12 protein-coding genes and 1 tRNA gene are annotated in these 14,698 nt (G+C 69.5%); 9 read left to right on the forward strand and 4 right to left on the reverse strand.

Annotated elements, in window-relative coordinates:
• Positions 1-11 precede the first annotated feature (11 nt).
• The 5 genes from AB0L89_RS24885 to AB0L89_RS24905 all read left to right on the forward strand — a co-directional run bounded on the left by AB0L89_RS24885 (position 12) and on the right by AB0L89_RS24905 (position 7,046).
• Positions 12-383 carry a chorismate mutase gene (locus AB0L89_RS24885; RefSeq protein ID WP_365144725.1) on the forward strand — a complete coding sequence of 124 codons (372 nt, stop codon included), beginning with the start codon at positions 12-14 and terminating at the stop codon, positions 381-383.
• Positions 384-488: 105 nt separating this feature from the next.
• Positions 489-3,038, forward strand: coding sequence for an aminopeptidase N (gene pepN, locus AB0L89_RS24890; RefSeq protein ID WP_365144728.1), 2,550 nt, complete (start codon positions 489-491; stop codon positions 3,036-3,038).
• A 137-nt stretch (positions 3,039-3,175) separates the two neighbouring features.
• A complete protein-coding gene (locus tag AB0L89_RS24895) occupies positions 3,176-4,036 on the forward strand; it encodes an NAD(P)H-binding protein (RefSeq protein ID WP_365144731.1) in 861 nt (286 codons plus the stop codon).
• Positions 4,037-4,212: 176 nt separating this feature from the next.
• Positions 4,213-5,598 carry an aminotransferase class V-fold PLP-dependent enzyme gene (locus AB0L89_RS24900; RefSeq protein ID WP_365144734.1) on the forward strand — a complete coding sequence of 462 codons (1,386 nt, stop codon included), beginning with the start codon at positions 4,213-4,215 and terminating at the stop codon, positions 5,596-5,598.
• Positions 5,595-7,046 carry a SidA/IucD/PvdA family monooxygenase gene (locus AB0L89_RS24905; protein ID WP_365144737.1) on the forward strand — a complete coding sequence of 484 codons (1,452 nt, stop codon included), beginning with the start codon at positions 5,595-5,597 and terminating at the stop codon, positions 7,044-7,046. Before AB0L89_RS24900 ends, AB0L89_RS24905 begins: the two co-directional genes overlap by 4 nt.
• A gap of 6 nt (positions 7,047-7,052) precedes the next feature.
• Here the strand turns inward: AB0L89_RS24905 and AB0L89_RS24910 are convergent, their stop codons facing one another.
• Positions 7,053-7,433: a hypothetical protein gene (locus AB0L89_RS24910; RefSeq protein WP_365144740.1), complete on the reverse strand. Its 381-nt coding sequence runs from the start codon at positions 7,431-7,433 to the stop codon at positions 7,053-7,055.
• A 104-nt stretch (positions 7,434-7,537) separates the two neighbouring features.
• On the opposite strand from AB0L89_RS24910, the gene AB0L89_RS24915 reads away from it, so the two are divergent.
• Positions 7,538-8,728 carry a GDSL-type esterase/lipase family protein gene (locus AB0L89_RS24915; RefSeq protein WP_365144743.1) on the forward strand — a complete coding sequence of 397 codons (1,191 nt, stop codon included), beginning with the start codon at positions 7,538-7,540 and terminating at the stop codon, positions 8,726-8,728.
• On the opposite strand, the gene AB0L89_RS24920 is transcribed toward AB0L89_RS24915, so the two are convergent.
• Positions 8,725-10,533 (reverse strand): 5'-nucleotidase C-terminal domain-containing protein, encoded by a 1,809-nt coding sequence (locus tag AB0L89_RS24920; protein ID WP_365144746.1) that lies wholly within the window; start codon positions 10,531-10,533, stop codon positions 8,725-8,727. The genes AB0L89_RS24915 and AB0L89_RS24920 overlap by 4 nt on opposite strands.
• A gap of 141 nt (positions 10,534-10,674) precedes the next feature.
• On the opposite strand from AB0L89_RS24920, the gene AB0L89_RS24925 reads away from it, so the two are divergent.
• A complete protein-coding gene (locus AB0L89_RS24925; RefSeq protein WP_365144749.1) occupies positions 10,675-11,397 on the forward strand; it encodes an SIMPL domain-containing protein in 723 nt (240 codons plus the stop codon).
• A 120-nt stretch (positions 11,398-11,517) separates the two neighbouring features.
• Entirely contained in the window at positions 11,518-12,954 is a 1,437-nt protein-coding gene (gene pyk / locus AB0L89_RS24930; RefSeq protein WP_365144752.1) for a pyruvate kinase, read from the forward strand.
• 13 nt (positions 12,955-12,967) lie between these two features.
• Here the strand turns inward: pyk and AB0L89_RS24935 are convergent, their stop codons facing one another.
• Both AB0L89_RS24935 and AB0L89_RS24940 read right to left on the reverse strand, forming a co-directional pair.
• Complete coding sequence (locus AB0L89_RS24935) at positions 12,968-13,756, reverse strand: helix-turn-helix domain-containing protein (RefSeq protein ID WP_365144755.1); 789 nt, start codon at positions 13,754-13,756, stop codon at positions 12,968-12,970.
• Between the two features lie 85 nt (positions 13,757-13,841).
• Positions 13,842-13,924, reverse strand: a tRNA-Leu gene (locus tag AB0L89_RS24940).
• Positions 13,925-14,016: 92 nt separating this feature from the next.
• On the opposite strand from AB0L89_RS24940, the gene AB0L89_RS24945 reads away from it, so the two are divergent.
• Positions 14,017-14,673, forward strand: a complete 657-nt coding sequence (locus tag AB0L89_RS24945; RefSeq protein ID WP_365144758.1) for a response regulator — start codon at positions 14,017-14,019, stop codon at positions 14,671-14,673.
• Positions 14,674-14,698: the final 25 nt, after the last annotated feature.

Genomic DNA, 14,698 nt, shown 5'->3' on the forward strand with positions numbered 1-14,698 from the left:
GCTCGTGGCCCATGACCACCAGCCACACCAGTGACGAGAACACGAACCCGGCCGCCGCCAACGGCGCCCGCGCCGGAGCCCGCACCGAGACCGACGAGGCCGTCCGCGCCGAGCTGTCCCGGCTGCGCGACAGCATCGACAACATCGACGCCGCCGTCGTCCACATGCTCGCCGAACGCTTCAAATGCACCCAGCAGGTCGGCCACCTCAAGGCCAACCACCACCTGCCGCCCGCCGACCCCGCCCGCGAGGCCCGCCAGATCGAGCGCCTGCGTGAACTCGCCGAGAGCGCCAAACTCGACCCCGCGTTCGCCGAGAAGCTCCTCAACTTCATCATCGCCGAGGTCATCCGCCACCACGAGACGATCGCCAAGTCGGCCTAGCACACCCGCGGCACCGCCGGGCCCCGCACCGGGGCCGGCCCGGCGGCACGGCCCCTGAGAGCCGAGTCATACACCCATGACGGCACCATCGGGCAGCATGGGCCCATGCCCGTACTGACGCGCGACGAAGCGCAGACCCGAGCCCGACTCATCGACGTCCACCACTACACGGTGGCCCTCGACCTGACCCGGGCGGCCGACCCCGCCGGCGACACCTTCGGCTCCCGGACCGTCATCCGGTTCAGCGCCCGCGCGGACGGCGCCACCTTCGTCGAGCTCAAGCCCGCCGAGCTGCGCTCCGTCACCCTCGACGGACACCCCCTCGACCCGGCCGGCCTCGTCGACAACCGCCTCACCCTCGACGGCCTCACCGCCGGCGAGCACGAGCTGCGCGTCGACGCCACGATGCGCTTCTCCCGCACCGGCGAGGGCATGCACCGCTTCACCGACCCCACCGACGGCGAGACGTACACCTACACCCAGCTCTTCATGGAAGACGTCCAGCGCGTCTTCGCCGCCTTCGACCAGCCCGACCTGAAGGCCGTCTTCGAGCTGTCCGTCACCGTCCCCGACGGCTGGACCGTCCTCGCCAACAGCATCACCGAACGCCTGGCCGACGGCACCTGGCAGGCCGCCGCGACCCCGACCATCGCCACCTACCTCGTCGCCGTCGCCGCGGGCCCCTGGCACTCCGTGCGCACCGAACACCGCGGACTGCCCTTCGGCATCCACTGCCGCCGCTCCCTCGCACCCCACCTCGACGCCGACGCCGACGAAATCCTCGACATCACCCGCGCCTGCTACGACCGCTACCACGAGAAGTTCGAGGAGCCCTACCCCTTCGACTCCTACGACCAGGCGTTCGTCCCCGAGTTCAACGCGGGCGCGATGGAGAACCCCGGCCTCGTCACCTTCCGCGACGAATTCGTCTACCGCTCCGCCGTCACCGAGACCGAGCGGCAGACCCGCGCCATGGTCATCGCCCACGAGATGGCCCACATGTGGTTCGGCGACCTCGTCACCCTCACCTGGTGGGACGACATCTGGCTGAACGAGTCCTTCGCCGAGTACATGGGCTTCCAGATCACCGCCGAGGCCACCCGCTTCACCGACCCCTGGACCGACTTCGGCGTCGCCCGCAAGGCCTGGGGATACGAGGCCGACCAGCGCCCCTCCACCCACCCCGTCGCCCCCGACCCGGACGCCGTCCCCGACACCGCGTCCGCGATGCTCAACTTCGACGGCATCTCCTACGCCAAGGGCGCCAGCGCCCTGCGCCAGCTCGTCGCCTGGCTCGGCGAGAAGGACTTCCTCGCCGGCATCAACATCCACTTCGCCCGGCACAAGTTCGCCAACGCCACCCTCGCCGACTTCATCGACTCCCTCGCCCACGCCACCGACCGCGACGTGCACGCCTGGGCGCGGGCCTGGCTGCGCACCACCGGCGTCGACACACTCACCTCGAAGGTCGCACACGCCGGACGCGAGTGGACACTCACCGTCGACCGCAGCACCGCCCCCACAGACGCACACGCAGACGCCACCCGGCCCCACCGCATCGCCGTCGGCGTCTACGACCGCGACCTCTCCGGCGGCCGCGGCCTCGTCCTGCGCGAGCGCTTCGAGACCGACATCCTCGCCGACGAGAACACCGCCCAGACCCCCACCGCCCGCGACGGCGGCCGCCCCGCCCTGATCGTCCCCAACGACCAGGACCTCACCTACGCCAAGATCCGCCTCGACGACGTCTCCCAGGAAACCGCACTGCGCGGCCTCTCCGGCGTCCCCGACGCCCTCACCCGCGCCGTCCTGTGGAACAGCCTGCGCGACATGGTCCGCGACGGCGAACTCGACGCCACCACCTACCTCCGGGCCGCCCACGACCACCTCCCCGAGGAGAACGACCTCGCCGTCGTCCAAGGCGTCCTCTTCTTCGCCGTCCACATCGCCGACCGCTACACCACCCCCGAGGAGCGGCCCACCGCCCTCGCCACCCTCGGCGACCTCTGCCGCGACCTCGTCCGCCGCACCGAGGACGGCTCCGACCCCGGCCTGCGCCTGACCGCCGTCCGCACCGCCATCGACGTCGCCACCCAGGCCGCACCCCTCCAGGCCTGGCTCGCCGAGGGCACCGTGCCAGGCGGCCCCGAACTCGACCCCGAACTGCGCTGGCGCGTCCTCGCCCGCCTCGCCGTCCTCGACGCGACCGACGAGACCGCCATCGCCGCCGAACTGGCCCGCGACCCGAGCGCCACCGGCCAGGAAGGCGCCGCCCGCTGCCGCGCCGCCCTGCCCGACGCCGCCGCCAAACACGCCGCGTGGGACGCCATGTTCGGCTCGGACGACCTGTCCAACTACCTCTTCGCCGCCACCGCCCAAGGCTTCTGGCAGCCCGAACAGACCGACCTCCTGCGCGAGTACGTCCCCCGCTTCTACGAAGACGCCGTCGCCCTCGCCGCACGCCGCGGCCCCGCCATGGCCGAAGCCGCCGGACGGTACGCGTTCCCGTTCCCCTTCGTCGACACCGAAACCCTCGAACTGGGCGAACGGTGCCTGCGCGACGCACGGCCCACCCCCGCCCTGCGCCGCAAACTCGCCGACCAACTCGACGACCTCGCACGGGCGTTGCGAGTACGCCAGAGCCACAGGTCCTAGGTCCCCGGACCGGGGACCAGCGGCCCAACCCCCTGGTCCTCCACGACGATCCGGCGACCGGCACCCCGGCCTAGGCTCGATCAAGAGCCGGGCCGGGCCCGCCGGTCCAGCCGCCACCAGGACCCCAAGGAGCCCCTGTGATCGTCGTGACCGGAGCCACCGGCAACGTCGGCCGCGCCCTCGTCGGCCGACTCGCCGCCGACGGCGTACCCGTGCGCGCCCTGACCCGCGACCCCGCCCGCGCCCACCTCCCCGAAGACGCCGACGTCGCCCGCCTCGACCCCTCCGAACCCGCCACGCTCGCCCCGCTGTTCACCGGCGCCCGCGGCCTCTTCCTGCACCTGCACGCCGTCGGCGAACACGGCGAACACACCACGGCACTCCTGGACGCGGCCCGCGCCGGCGGCGTCCGGCACGTCGTCGTCCTCTCCTCCGCCATCATCGAGGACGGCGCCGACGAGACCCACCCCATCCACGTCGTCCACACCGCCCTGGAAACCGCCGTACGCGAAGCGGGCTTCGACTGGACCTTCCTGCGCCCGGGCGCCTTCGCCACCAACTCCCTCCAGTGGGCACCCCAGATACGCGCCGGCGACACCGTCCGCGGCCCCTTCGCCCAGGCCGTCACCACCCCCATCCACGAGGACGACATCGCGGCCGTCGCCGCCCGAGCCTTCCTCGACGACGGACACCAGGGCGCCGTCCACCGCCTCACCGGACCCGAGGCGATCACGACCGAGCAGCAGATCCACGCCATCGGCGCGGCCCTCGGCACACCCCTGCGATTCACCGAACTGCCGCCCCAGGAAGTCGGACCCGAACTCTTCCCGCACGTCCCGCCACAGATGCTGCCCGCGATCCTCGCCTCCTTCGCCGCCGCCGTCGGCGCCGAACCCGAGATCACCACCACCGTCGAGACCGTCACCGGCAGGCCCGCCCGCACCTTCGAGGAATGGGCCCGCGACCACAAGGACGACTTCCGCCGCGAAACGCCCTGAGACACGCGGGACACGCGGGACACGCCCCGAACCCCCTAGCACCCTTCCCCTCACCAACACGTTTTCTCCGCACGGCAGTACCACTTTCGGGTTCCGTTCGCCGAGGACATCACCCACGCGGCCCACGCGCCGTACAGGCTGGTGCCCCTGTACGCGCGCACCCGAAGGACTCGCCCATGAGCAGCCCGCCGCCCCTCGCCGGAGGCGCCCAAGGACCCGATGCCCTACGGCCGTTGATCGCCGTCGCGCTCGACGCCCTGCGCGAGGGGACGGCCGCCCGCCGCGGCCCCCTGCCCGCCGGCGGCCCCCACACCGTCGCCGAGCGCGTCCGCGCCGCCGCCGACCCCGTCCTGCCCGACCACGGCACCGGACCCCAAGCGGCCCTGCGCACCCTCCTGCACACCCTCGCCGAAGGCGCCGCCGACCCCGCCGACCCCCTGTGCGCGGCCCACCTGCACTGCCCGCCCCTCGCCGTCGCCACCGCCGCCGACCTCGCCGCCTCCGCCCTCAACCCCTCCATGGACTCCTGGGACCAGGCCCCCGCCGCCTCCGCCCTCGAAGCCCTCGTCACCCGCGCCCTCGCCGACGAGATCCACCCCGGCGGCGACGCCCTCGTCACCACCGGCGGCACCGAGTCCAACCAGCTCGCCCTGCTCCTGGCCCGCGAGACCCCCACCCGCCACGGCCCCCTGCGCCTCCTCGTCGGAGAGAACGCCCACCACTCCTTCGCCCGCGCCGCCTGGCTCCTCGGCCTGCCCGAACCCGTCGTCGTCCCCGCCCCCGCAGGCACCCTCGACCCCGCCGCACTCGACGACGCCCTCACCGAACTCGCCGGCCCACCCCACACCCTGCTCGTCGCCGCCACCGCCGGCACCACCGACGCCGGACTCATCGACCCCCTCGACGACATCGCCGACCTGTGCGCGGCCCACGGCGCCCGCCTGCACATCGACGCCGCCTACGGCGGAGGCCTCCTCTTCAGCGACACACGCAAAACACGCCTGCACGGCCTCGAACGCGCCGACAGCGTCACCCTCGACCTGCACAAACTCGGCTGGCAGCCCGCCGCCGCCGGACTCCTCGCCGTCCGCGACCCCGCCGACCTCGACACCCTCGACCACCGCGCCGACTACCTCAACGCCGACGACGACACCGACGCCGGACTGCCCGACCTCCTCGGCCGCTCCCTGCGCACCACCCGACGCCCCGACATCCTCAAGATCGCCGTCACCCTCAAGGCCCTCGGCCGCACCGGACTCGGCACCCTCGTCGACCAGGTCTGCGACCACGCCACCGAGTTCGCCCACCTCATCGCCGCCCACCCCGGCTTCCAGCTCTACGACACCCCCACCATCAGCACCGTCCTCTTCCGCCCCACCGGCGCCGACGACGACCACATCTCCCACGTCCGCAGGCAGCTCCTCACCGAAGGAACCGCCGTCCTCGGCCGCGCCGACCTCGAAGGACGCCGCTGGCTCAAGGCCACCCTCCTCAACCCCCACACCCGGCCCGGCGACCTCGCCGCGCTCCTCAAGCTCGTGGAAGGAACCACCCCCCGATGACCGGCACGCCCGACCACCCCGGCCCCCAGCCGCTCACCACCCCCGAAGACCCCCGCGACCTGGTCGGCATCGGCATCGGCCCGTTCAACCTCTCCCTGGCCGCCCTCGCCCAGCCCCTCGGCGAACTCGACACCGCCTTCTACGAACAGAGCCCCGCCTTCCACTGGCACCCCGGCCTCCTCATCGACGGCGCCACCCTCCAGGTCCCCTTCCTCGCCGACCTCGTCACCCTCGCCGACCCCACGAGCCCCTGGACCTTCCTCAACTACCTCAAGACCCGCGAACGCCTCTTCCCCTTCTACTTCGCCGAACGCTTCCACATCCAACGCGCCGAATACGACGCCTACTGCCGCTGGGTCAGCGACAACCTCCCCACCCTCCACTTCGGCCACCAGATCGACGCCGTCCGCTGGAACCCCGAACGCAGCCTGTTCGAGGTCGACTTCACCCAGCTCGACGCCGACGGCGAAGCCGAAGCACTCGGCCGCACCTACACCAGGAACGTCGCCCTCGGCATCGGCACCGCCCCCCACATCCCCGAACCCCTCAAACCCCTCGCCGAAGCCCCCACCGTCCCCGTCTACCACTCCGCCGACTACCTCCAGCACCGCGAACAACTCCTCGCCGCCGACCACATCACCGTCATCGGCTCCGGCCAGTCCGGCGCCGAGATCTTCCTCGACCTGCTCCGCGCCCGCCCCACCGGCCACGAAAAGATCCACTGGCTCGCCCGCACCGAGGCCTTCGCACCCATGGAGTACTCCAAGCTCGGCCTGGAACACTTCACACCCGACTACACCCGCTACTTCCACGCCCTGCCCGAAGCCGTCCGCGACGGCCTCGTCCCCCACCAGTGGCAGCTCCACAAAGGCATCGACGCCGACACCATCGCCGCCATCCACGACGAGCTCTACCGGCGCACCCTCCACGGCGGCTGGCCCGACGCCGTCCTCACCCCCGGCGTCTCCGTCCGCACCGCGGGACGCGTCGCCACCACCCGCGTCGAACTCCACCTCGAACACCTCCAGCAAGGCACCCGCTCCCGCCTCACCACCGACGCCGTCGTCCTCGCCACCGGCTACCGCGAGCGCCCCCTCGACCAACTCCTCGCCGGCCTCGACCCCTACATCCGCAAGGACTCCTCGGCCCGCCCCCGCGTCGACGAGCAGTACCGCCTCGTCCTCGACCCGTCCGTCACCGGCACCGGCTGCAACGTCTACGTACAGAACGCCGAACGCCACACCCACGGCGTCGGCGCCCCCGACCTCGGCCTCGCCGCCTGGCGCAGCGCCACCATCCTCAACTCCCTCACCGGAAAAGACCCCTACCCGCTGCCCCAGCGCACCGCCTTCACCAGCTTCGGCCTACAGAACCCCGCCACCCCGCACCCCACCGCCACCGGCCGCATCGGCGAACAGCGCGGAAACCTCGTACGCCTCAAGAACTGACGGCCCTCAAGACCCAAGTTCACCGATCGGCGCCACCGTCCGCCGCGTCTTCGGGCACGACCACACCGCCACCCCCGACACCACCCCCGCCGCCAGCGGATGCGCGTCGGGGTGCGCCGGACACTCCGGCCACACCGCTGGCTTCAACACCGCACACAGCGCCTCCACCGCCCAGTCCTGCGCCTGATCCGCGAAATCCGCCGCCAACTCCGCCCCACCGGCGCCATACCGCACCACCAGACCCGCACCCGAGCCGTCCGACTCATAGAACACGACCAGATCCATGCCGTCGTCGTCACGCACCTCACGGACGATCGGCTGCACCGCACACGTCGCCCTCATATCGCGCAGCACCAGATCAAGAGCACCCGCAAGTTCACTGTCCATGACCGGAATTGTCCGCCCCCAAGCGCCCCCGCGCCCCCGAATATTCCCCCGGAAAACGAACCCGAACAGGAAATATCAACCCCACCACCCCTGTTCGGACGACCATGACCACACACAACACGGCCTCCTGGACCGCCGCCTTCCGCTCCGCCGTCATCAGCCCCCACGAAAGCATCGACCTCTTCGAACTCCGCGGCTTCCACGCCCAGACACTCCGCCAGATCATCCGCCTCGACGGCGGCGGCACCGCCCTGCGCATCCACCTCAGCAACCGCTACGGCAAGGAACCCCTCCACATCGGCGGCGCCCGCCTCGCCAGACGCACCGAAGGAAGCGGCATCGAATCCGGCACCGACACCCCCCTGCACGTCGCCGGCGCCGAAGAATTCACCGTCCCCGCAGGCCAGGACATCCTCACCGACCCCGTCGAAGGCACCGTGCACACCGGCGACGAACTCGCCGTCACCCTCTGGCTGCCCCACGACACCGGCCTGTCCACCTACTCCGCCATCCCCCTGCGCACCGGCTACACCGTCCCCGGCAACGCCCTCACCGCACCCACCCTCGACGGCACCGAAGGCCTCGAAGAACTCGCCACCCGCCACTTCATCAGCGGCGCCGACGTCCTCGCCCCCACCGGCACCCCCGTCACCGTCGCCTTCGGAGACTCCTGGTTCGAAGGCACCGGCACCACCCCCGACACCGACCAGCGCTTCCCCGACCTGCTCAACAACCGCCTCCGCGCCGCCGGACACCCGGGCTGGATCGTCAACCAAGGCCTCTCCGCCAACCGCCTGCTCACCGACGAGATCGGCGAACACGCCCTCGCCCGCCTCCAACACGACGTCCTCGACGTCCCCGGCGCCACCCACGTACTCATCCACTTCGGCCTCAACGACCTCGGCATCCCCGGCCAAGAGGCCTACCCCGAACCCGCGCCCATCCCCAGCGCCGCCGACCTCATCGCCGGCTTCACCGCCCTCGCCGACCGCCTCCACGCCGCCGGCCTCACCACCATCGCCACCACCATCGGCCCCTACAAGGACACCCTCTTCGAGGGCTACTCCACCCCCGAAGGCATCGCCGTCGCCCGCGAGGTCAACGACTGGATCCGCGGCACCGACAGCCCCTTCGACGCCTACGCCGACCTCGCCGCCGCCGTCGCGGACCCCGCCGACCCCGACCGGATCCACGACGACTACGACAGCGGCGACGGCCTCCACGTCAACGACGCCGGAGCCAAGGCCCTCGCCGACGCCGTCGACCTCACCACCCTGAAGACCCAGCCCGCCTAGAAGACCGGCGTACCGTCCCGGGTCAGCCTCCAGTCCACCGACGCGAACTGCCCCGGGTCGATCGTCCCCTTCGCCTTCACCCAGCCGATGATCGTGTTCCGGATCTCCTCCGAATTCGCCCACAACTGCTTGGCACCCGCGATGTGCGGGAAATTCCCGCCCCCACTCGCCCGGTAATTGTTCACCGCAAGGACGAACTCCGCCTTCGGATCCACCGGCTTCCCCTCGAACGACAACTCCGCGATCCGCGACCCCACCGGCTTCGCGATGTCGATCTCATACGTCACACCACGCACCGCGTCATAGTTGTAATCCGGAATATTCTCCGCATTCGTCAACTTCGCCGGATCCACCGGACCACCCGCCGCCGTCCGCACGTAATAACGCGCCGAGAACTCCAGATACTCCTTCAACTGCGCACCCGTCAGCAGCCGCGCCTCCAACGTGTTCTCGAACGGATACAACCCCGCCGCATCCCGGATCGTCACCTCACCCGCGGGAATCTGCGCCGTCCGCGAAAAACACGACGCCTGCGACAACACCGGCAGCGCCGCATACGCCCCACCCTTCAGCGCCCCGGCCACCGTCTCCTGCTGCACCAGATTGATCAGATCGATGATCGCGACATCCCTGTACGGGCCCTCGGCCGTACTCATCGCCGCCTTCGACGTCCCGATCACCTGATTCACGTACGCCACGACCTTCTCGTGCTCATCCGCGAGCAGCTTCGTGATCTTCCTGTCCTCGACCGCCGCATTCGAGTTCAAGACCTTCGCGCCGACCTTCTCCACCGTCCAACGGCCCCTGGACCACACCAGATCGAAGTCGAACAGCGTCAACCGCTGACCCCACTTCAACGGCTCCGACAGGACCACCTTCTTGCCCGTCGCCTTGTTCTCCACGAAGTACTCAGGAATCTCTGTGTGCGCGTGACCCACCAGAATCGCGTCGATCCCCGGCACCTGCTCCGCCACCAGACCCGCCGCGTTCTCCACATACGGCAGCTGATCCCCGTACGACGACGTACCACTCGAACCCGAATGCGCCGACACGATCACGACATCCGCGCCCATCGACCGCAGCCTCGGCACCCACTTCGCCGCCTGCTCCTCAAGACCCGGGAACGTCATCTTCCCCTGCACATTCGCCTTGTCCCAGATCGCGATACCCGGATTCGTCAGCCCCAGCACCGCCACCCGCACATCCCGGCCGTGCGGCGTACGCAACCGCTTCATGAAATACGGCGGAAAAGCCGGCCGCTGCGTCTTCGCATCCAGCGCGTTCGCCCCCAGCAGCGGGAAATCACACTGCTCCTCGAACTTGCGCAACACCGGAATGCCGTAATTGAACTCATGATTGCCGAGCGCCGCCGCGTCGTACCCGATCGCGTTCATCGCCTGCGCCATCGGATGCACCGGACCCCGCGCCGCCGTGATCGGATCGACCTTCGCGTAGTAGTACGACAACTGCGTGCCCTGGATCGTGTCACCCGCATCGATCAACAGCGTGTTCCGGCGACCCTTCTCCGCACGCACCTCGTTCACCAACGTCGAGATCTTCGCCAGACCCACGTCATTGTGGTCCTTGTCGTCGAACTCCTTGTCCGTGAAATAGTCCCAGTTGAAGACATTCCCGTGCAGATCCGTCGTGCCCAGCACCGTGAACGCATACCGCTTCCGCCGCCCCGGCCCACCCCGCCCGCCCTCGGCCGCCCGCGCGGCCGGCGCGAGCCCCCCGCCCGTCAGCGCCACCCCCGCACCCGTGACGGCAGACGTACCCAGGAACTTCCGGCGGTTCAACGGCATCTCTCGTACTCCTCGGTCGACCGACGTAACGCGCGTAGACAGCGCGCGTAGATTCTGACCCGCCCACCACCACCGCAACAGCCCCCACAGGTTTCGATCCGGTGACTGTCCGGTACCTCCGCATGATGCGAAAGTGACCCCATGGACACACCCACCGCCACCCCCTACGGAACCCCCGACGCCCCCCGCCTCGCCGTCCGCGGCGAAGCCCGCCTCGAAGTCGACCCCGAAATCGCCCGCATCGGCATCACCGTCAGCGCCCGCGGCACCGACCGCCGCGACGCCCTCGCCGACCTCACCCGCCGCAACACCACCGCCCTCGACCTCGTCAAAACCTACGGCGACGCCGTCGAAAAACTCGAGACCGGCGCCTTCGCCATCACCCCCCAACTCACCAAACACGGCCGCGGCGAACGCATCCACTCCTACCAAGGACGCGTCCACATCACCGCCGAACTCGCCGACTTCACCGCCCTCGGCGAACTCACCACCCGCCTCGCCGACCTCGACCTCACCCGCGTCGACGGACCCTGGTGGGCCCTGCGCCCCGACTCACCCGTCCACCGCCGCGCCCGCCAGCACGCCGTCCGCGAAGCCGTCCAACGCGCCCGCGAATACGCCGAAGCCCTCGACACCACCCTCGCCGCCCTCGTCGAACTCGCCGACATCGGCGCCGAGAACACCCCCGCCTACGGCTACGGCGGCCCCGCCGGAGGCATGCGCGCCGCCTCCTACGGCGCCCCCGACCTCGCCACAGAAGCACCGCCCCTCGACCTCGAACCCCAACGCCAGCACGTCTACGCGCAGGTCAACGCCCGATTCACCATGACACCACCGGAATTGAACCCCAAGCCCACCCCGTGATCGCTCATCGGAGCGCCCACCCGCACACTTCAACACTTGTCAATAACCCTTCATGCAAAGGTTGTTGAGTAGTCACGCCCGGCCAATTCTCTACCCACCGGTAAGGCCTAGGCTCGAAGCATGCGCCGAGCAAAAATCGTCTGCACCCTGGGACCCGCCACCGACTCGTACGACCAGATCAAGGCACTGGTCGAAGCCGGAATGGACGTCGCCCGCTTCAACCTCAGCCACGGCACCTACGCCGAACACGAGGAGCGGTACCAGCGCGTGCGCAAGGCCTCCGAGGAAACCGGCCGCAGCGTCGGCATCCTCGCCGACCTTCAAGGCCCGAAGATCCGCCTCGGCCGCTTCAGCGAAGGCCCCGTACTCCTTGAACGCGGCGACGAATTCACCATCACCGTCGAGAACGGCATCCAAGGCGACCGCCAGATCTGCGGCACCACCTACGACGGCCTCGCCGACGACGTCACCACCGGCGAACGCATCCTCGTCGACGACGGCAAAGTCACCCTCCAGGTCACCGCGGTCGACGGACCCCGCGTCACCACCACCGTCGTCGAAGGCGGCATGGTCTCCGACCACAAGGGCCTCAACCTCCCCGGCGTCGCCGTCTCCGTCCCCGCACTCTCCGACAAGGACGAAGCCGACCTCCGCTGGGCCCTGCGTTCAGGATTCGACGTCATCGCCCTCTCCTTCGTCCGCAGCGGACGCGACATCGAAGACGTCCACCGCATCATGGACGAAGAAGGCCACCGCCTCCCCGTCATCGCCAAGGTCGAAAAGCCCCAGGCCGTCGACAACATCGAAGACATCGTCGCTGCCTTCGACGGCATCATGGTCGCCCGCGGCGACCTCGGCGTCGAAATGCCCCTCGAACAAGTCCCCATCGTCCAAAAGCGCGCCATCAAACTCGCCAAGCGCAACGCCAAACCGGTCATCGTCGCCACGCAGATGCTCGACTCGATGATCGACAACTCCCGCCCCACCAGGGCCGAGGCCAGCGACGTCGCCAACGCCGTCATCGACGGCACCGACGCCGTCATGCTCTCCGGCGAGACCAGCGTCGGAAAATACCCCGTCGAAACGGTCCGCACGATGGGCCGCATCGTCGAAGCGGCCGAGGAAGACATCCTCGCGAAGGGGCTGCCGCCGCTGACCGAGCGGAACAAGCCCCGCACCCAGGGCGGCGCCGTCGCCCGCGCCGCCGCCGAAATGGGCGACTTCCTCGGCGCCAAGTTCCTCGTCGCCTTCACCCAGTCCGGCGACACCGTCCGCCGCCTCTCCCGCTACCGCTCACCCATCCCGCTCCTCGCCTTCACCCCCGACCCGGCCACCCGCGCCCAGCTCAACCTGACCTGGGGCGTCGAGACCCTCCTCGGCCCGCACGTCGACTCCACCGACGCGATGGTCGACCAGGTCGACGAGCTCCTCCTCAAGATCGGCCGCTGCCGGAAGGGCGACACGGTCGTCATCACCGCCGGCTCCCCGCCCGGGGTCCCCGGCTCCACGAACCTCGTCCGCATCCACCACATCGGCGAGGACGACAGCCCGAAGTAGGGGACGGGGCCTGTCAGTACTTCGGCCCGACGTGGGCGTCCATGAGGGCCACGGAGGCTTTGCGGGCGACGGAGATGTTGTACGCGTTCCCGTGCCGGGTGCAGTGCGTCCAGGCGACGCCGAGATTGTCGAGAGTGTCGGTGTAGAGGCGCCGGATGTCGTCGGATTTGTTGGTGAACATGTACCGGGGGTACTCGTAACGCTTGCGCTCGCCGGCGACGAGCCGTGTCGTCCAGTTCGTGATGCGGCAGCCGTCGGAGTGGACGAGCCCCCGGACGAGGCCCCAAGGGTGGGTGTCGACAATCTCCTGCTGCCATGGTTCGAGGGTGATGGTGCGCTCGTGCTTCTTGCCGGGGCCGTGCTGGGGAAACATGCACCGCAGGTGGTTCGAATAGACCTTGATGTTCTCGCAGCCGACCTTGGCGACCCGGCAGACGGAGTTATCGGGGAATACTGTGCGCATAGCCTGCTCGCAGTCGTCCTTCAGGCCCGGCCATGTGTCACCACAAGTGATCATGAGGCTGGGTACTCGGTGTCGGGCATATTGGACGATGTGGCCGTCTCCGAGGTAGAGCCCCAGAAGGTACGAGTAGGCGGCCTCGTCGAGATCGCGGCCGTCACAGCGAGGGCACCGAGGGTCGTGCCTGCCCGGACACTCTCCGCGTTTGGTGCGATCCACATGGAGCCAGTAGCCGATGGTGCCGAGGGGCACATTCAGCGTGCGGGCGACCTCTGCGTTCTTGGCTCCGCCGCGTAGAAGAGAAAGGGCACGCTGTCGTACCTCTGTGCCGTGAAAATTCATGCGACCACTCTGCGCAACCAAACGTGGCCATGTGTAGCAAAAAGCGGAGGTCCACGAGAACGTGGACCTCCGCTTCATTGGAAGGTGCCGGGTGCGGGATTCGAACCCGCAAGCCCTCTCAGGCAGAGGTGTTTGAGACCTCCGTGTATACCGTTCCACCAACCCGGCCAGGCGCTGCCGGAAGTGTACCGGGTCACCGCGTGACACCGCAGCTAGGTACCCTGCTAGGGCAGCGCACCTGCCATGAACGAGGAGCCCCCGTGACCGCCCCCGAGTCGCCCCAGCCCACCGACGTGTCCGATGACGACAAGTCGCACGTCCCGCCGCTGACGACCCGCGTCGTCATCGCCGAGGACGAGGCCCTGATCCGGCTCGACCTCAAAGAGATGCTGGAGGAGGAGGGGTACAGCGTCGTCGGCGAGGCCGGTGACGGCGAGAAGGCCGTCGAGCTGGCCCGCGAGCACAAGCCGGACCTCGTGATCCTGGACGTGAAGATGCCCGTCCTCGACGGCATCTCCGCGGCGGAGAAGATCGCCGAGGAGTCCATCGCCCCGGTCCTGATGCTCACCGCGTTCTCGCAGCGGGACCTCGTCGAGCGTGCCCGTGACGCCGGCGCGATGGCGTACCTGGTGAAGCCCTTCAGCAAGAGTGACGTCGTCCCGGCGATCGAGATGGCGGTGTCCCGCTTCACGGAGCTGAAGACGCTGGAGAAGGAGGTCGCCGACCTCTCGCAGCGGCTGGAGACGCGCAAGCTCGTGGACCGGGCGAAGTCGATCCTTCAGACGGAGTACGGCCTGACGGAGCCCGCCGCGTTCCGGTGGATCCAGAAGACGTCGATGGACCGGCGTCTGTCGATGCAGCAGGTCGCGGAGGCGGTCATCGAGGACGCCGAGGAGAAGAAGGCGTCGAAGGGCTAGCCCAGGCCCGCACGCGTACGTACGA

It is taken from the genome of Streptomyces sp. NPDC052114 (assembly GCF_040680155.1).
In the GTDB taxonomy this organism is placed as follows: domain Bacteria; phylum Actinomycetota; class Actinomycetes; order Streptomycetales; family Streptomycetaceae; genus Streptomyces.

Excerpts from the sequence above, each read along its gene's own strand:
- AB0L89_RS24905 (WP_365144737.1), top strand. The coding sequence starts at position 5,595 with ATGACCGGCACGCCCGACCACCCCGGCCCCCAGCCGCTCACCACCCCC.
- pyk (WP_365144752.1), top strand. The coding sequence starts at position 11,518 with ATGCGCCGAGCAAAAATCGTCTGCACCCTGGGACCCGCCACCGACTCG.
- AB0L89_RS24925 (WP_365144749.1), top strand. The coding sequence starts at position 10,675 with ATGGACACACCCACCGCCACCCCCTACGGAACCCCCGACGCCCCCCGC.
- AB0L89_RS24900 (WP_365144734.1), top strand. The coding sequence starts at position 4,213 with ATGAGCAGCCCGCCGCCCCTCGCCGGAGGCGCCCAAGGACCCGATGCC.
- AB0L89_RS24920 (WP_365144746.1), bottom strand. The coding sequence starts at position 10,533 with ATGCCGTTGAACCGCCGGAAGTTCCTGGGTACGTCTGCCGTCACGGGT.
- pepN (WP_365144728.1), top strand. The coding sequence starts at position 489 with ATGCCCGTACTGACGCGCGACGAAGCGCAGACCCGAGCCCGACTCATC.
- AB0L89_RS24935 (WP_365144755.1), bottom strand. The coding sequence starts at position 13,756 with ATGAATTTTCACGGCACAGAGGTACGACAGCGTGCCCTTTCTCTTCTA.
- AB0L89_RS24885 (WP_365144725.1), top strand. The coding sequence starts at position 12 with ATGACCACCAGCCACACCAGTGACGAGAACACGAACCCGGCCGCCGCC.
- AB0L89_RS24910 (WP_365144740.1), bottom strand. The coding sequence starts at position 7,433 with ATGGACAGTGAACTTGCGGGTGCTCTTGATCTGGTGCTGCGCGATATG.
- AB0L89_RS24915 (WP_365144743.1), top strand. The coding sequence starts at position 7,538 with ATGACCACACACAACACGGCCTCCTGGACCGCCGCCTTCCGCTCCGCC.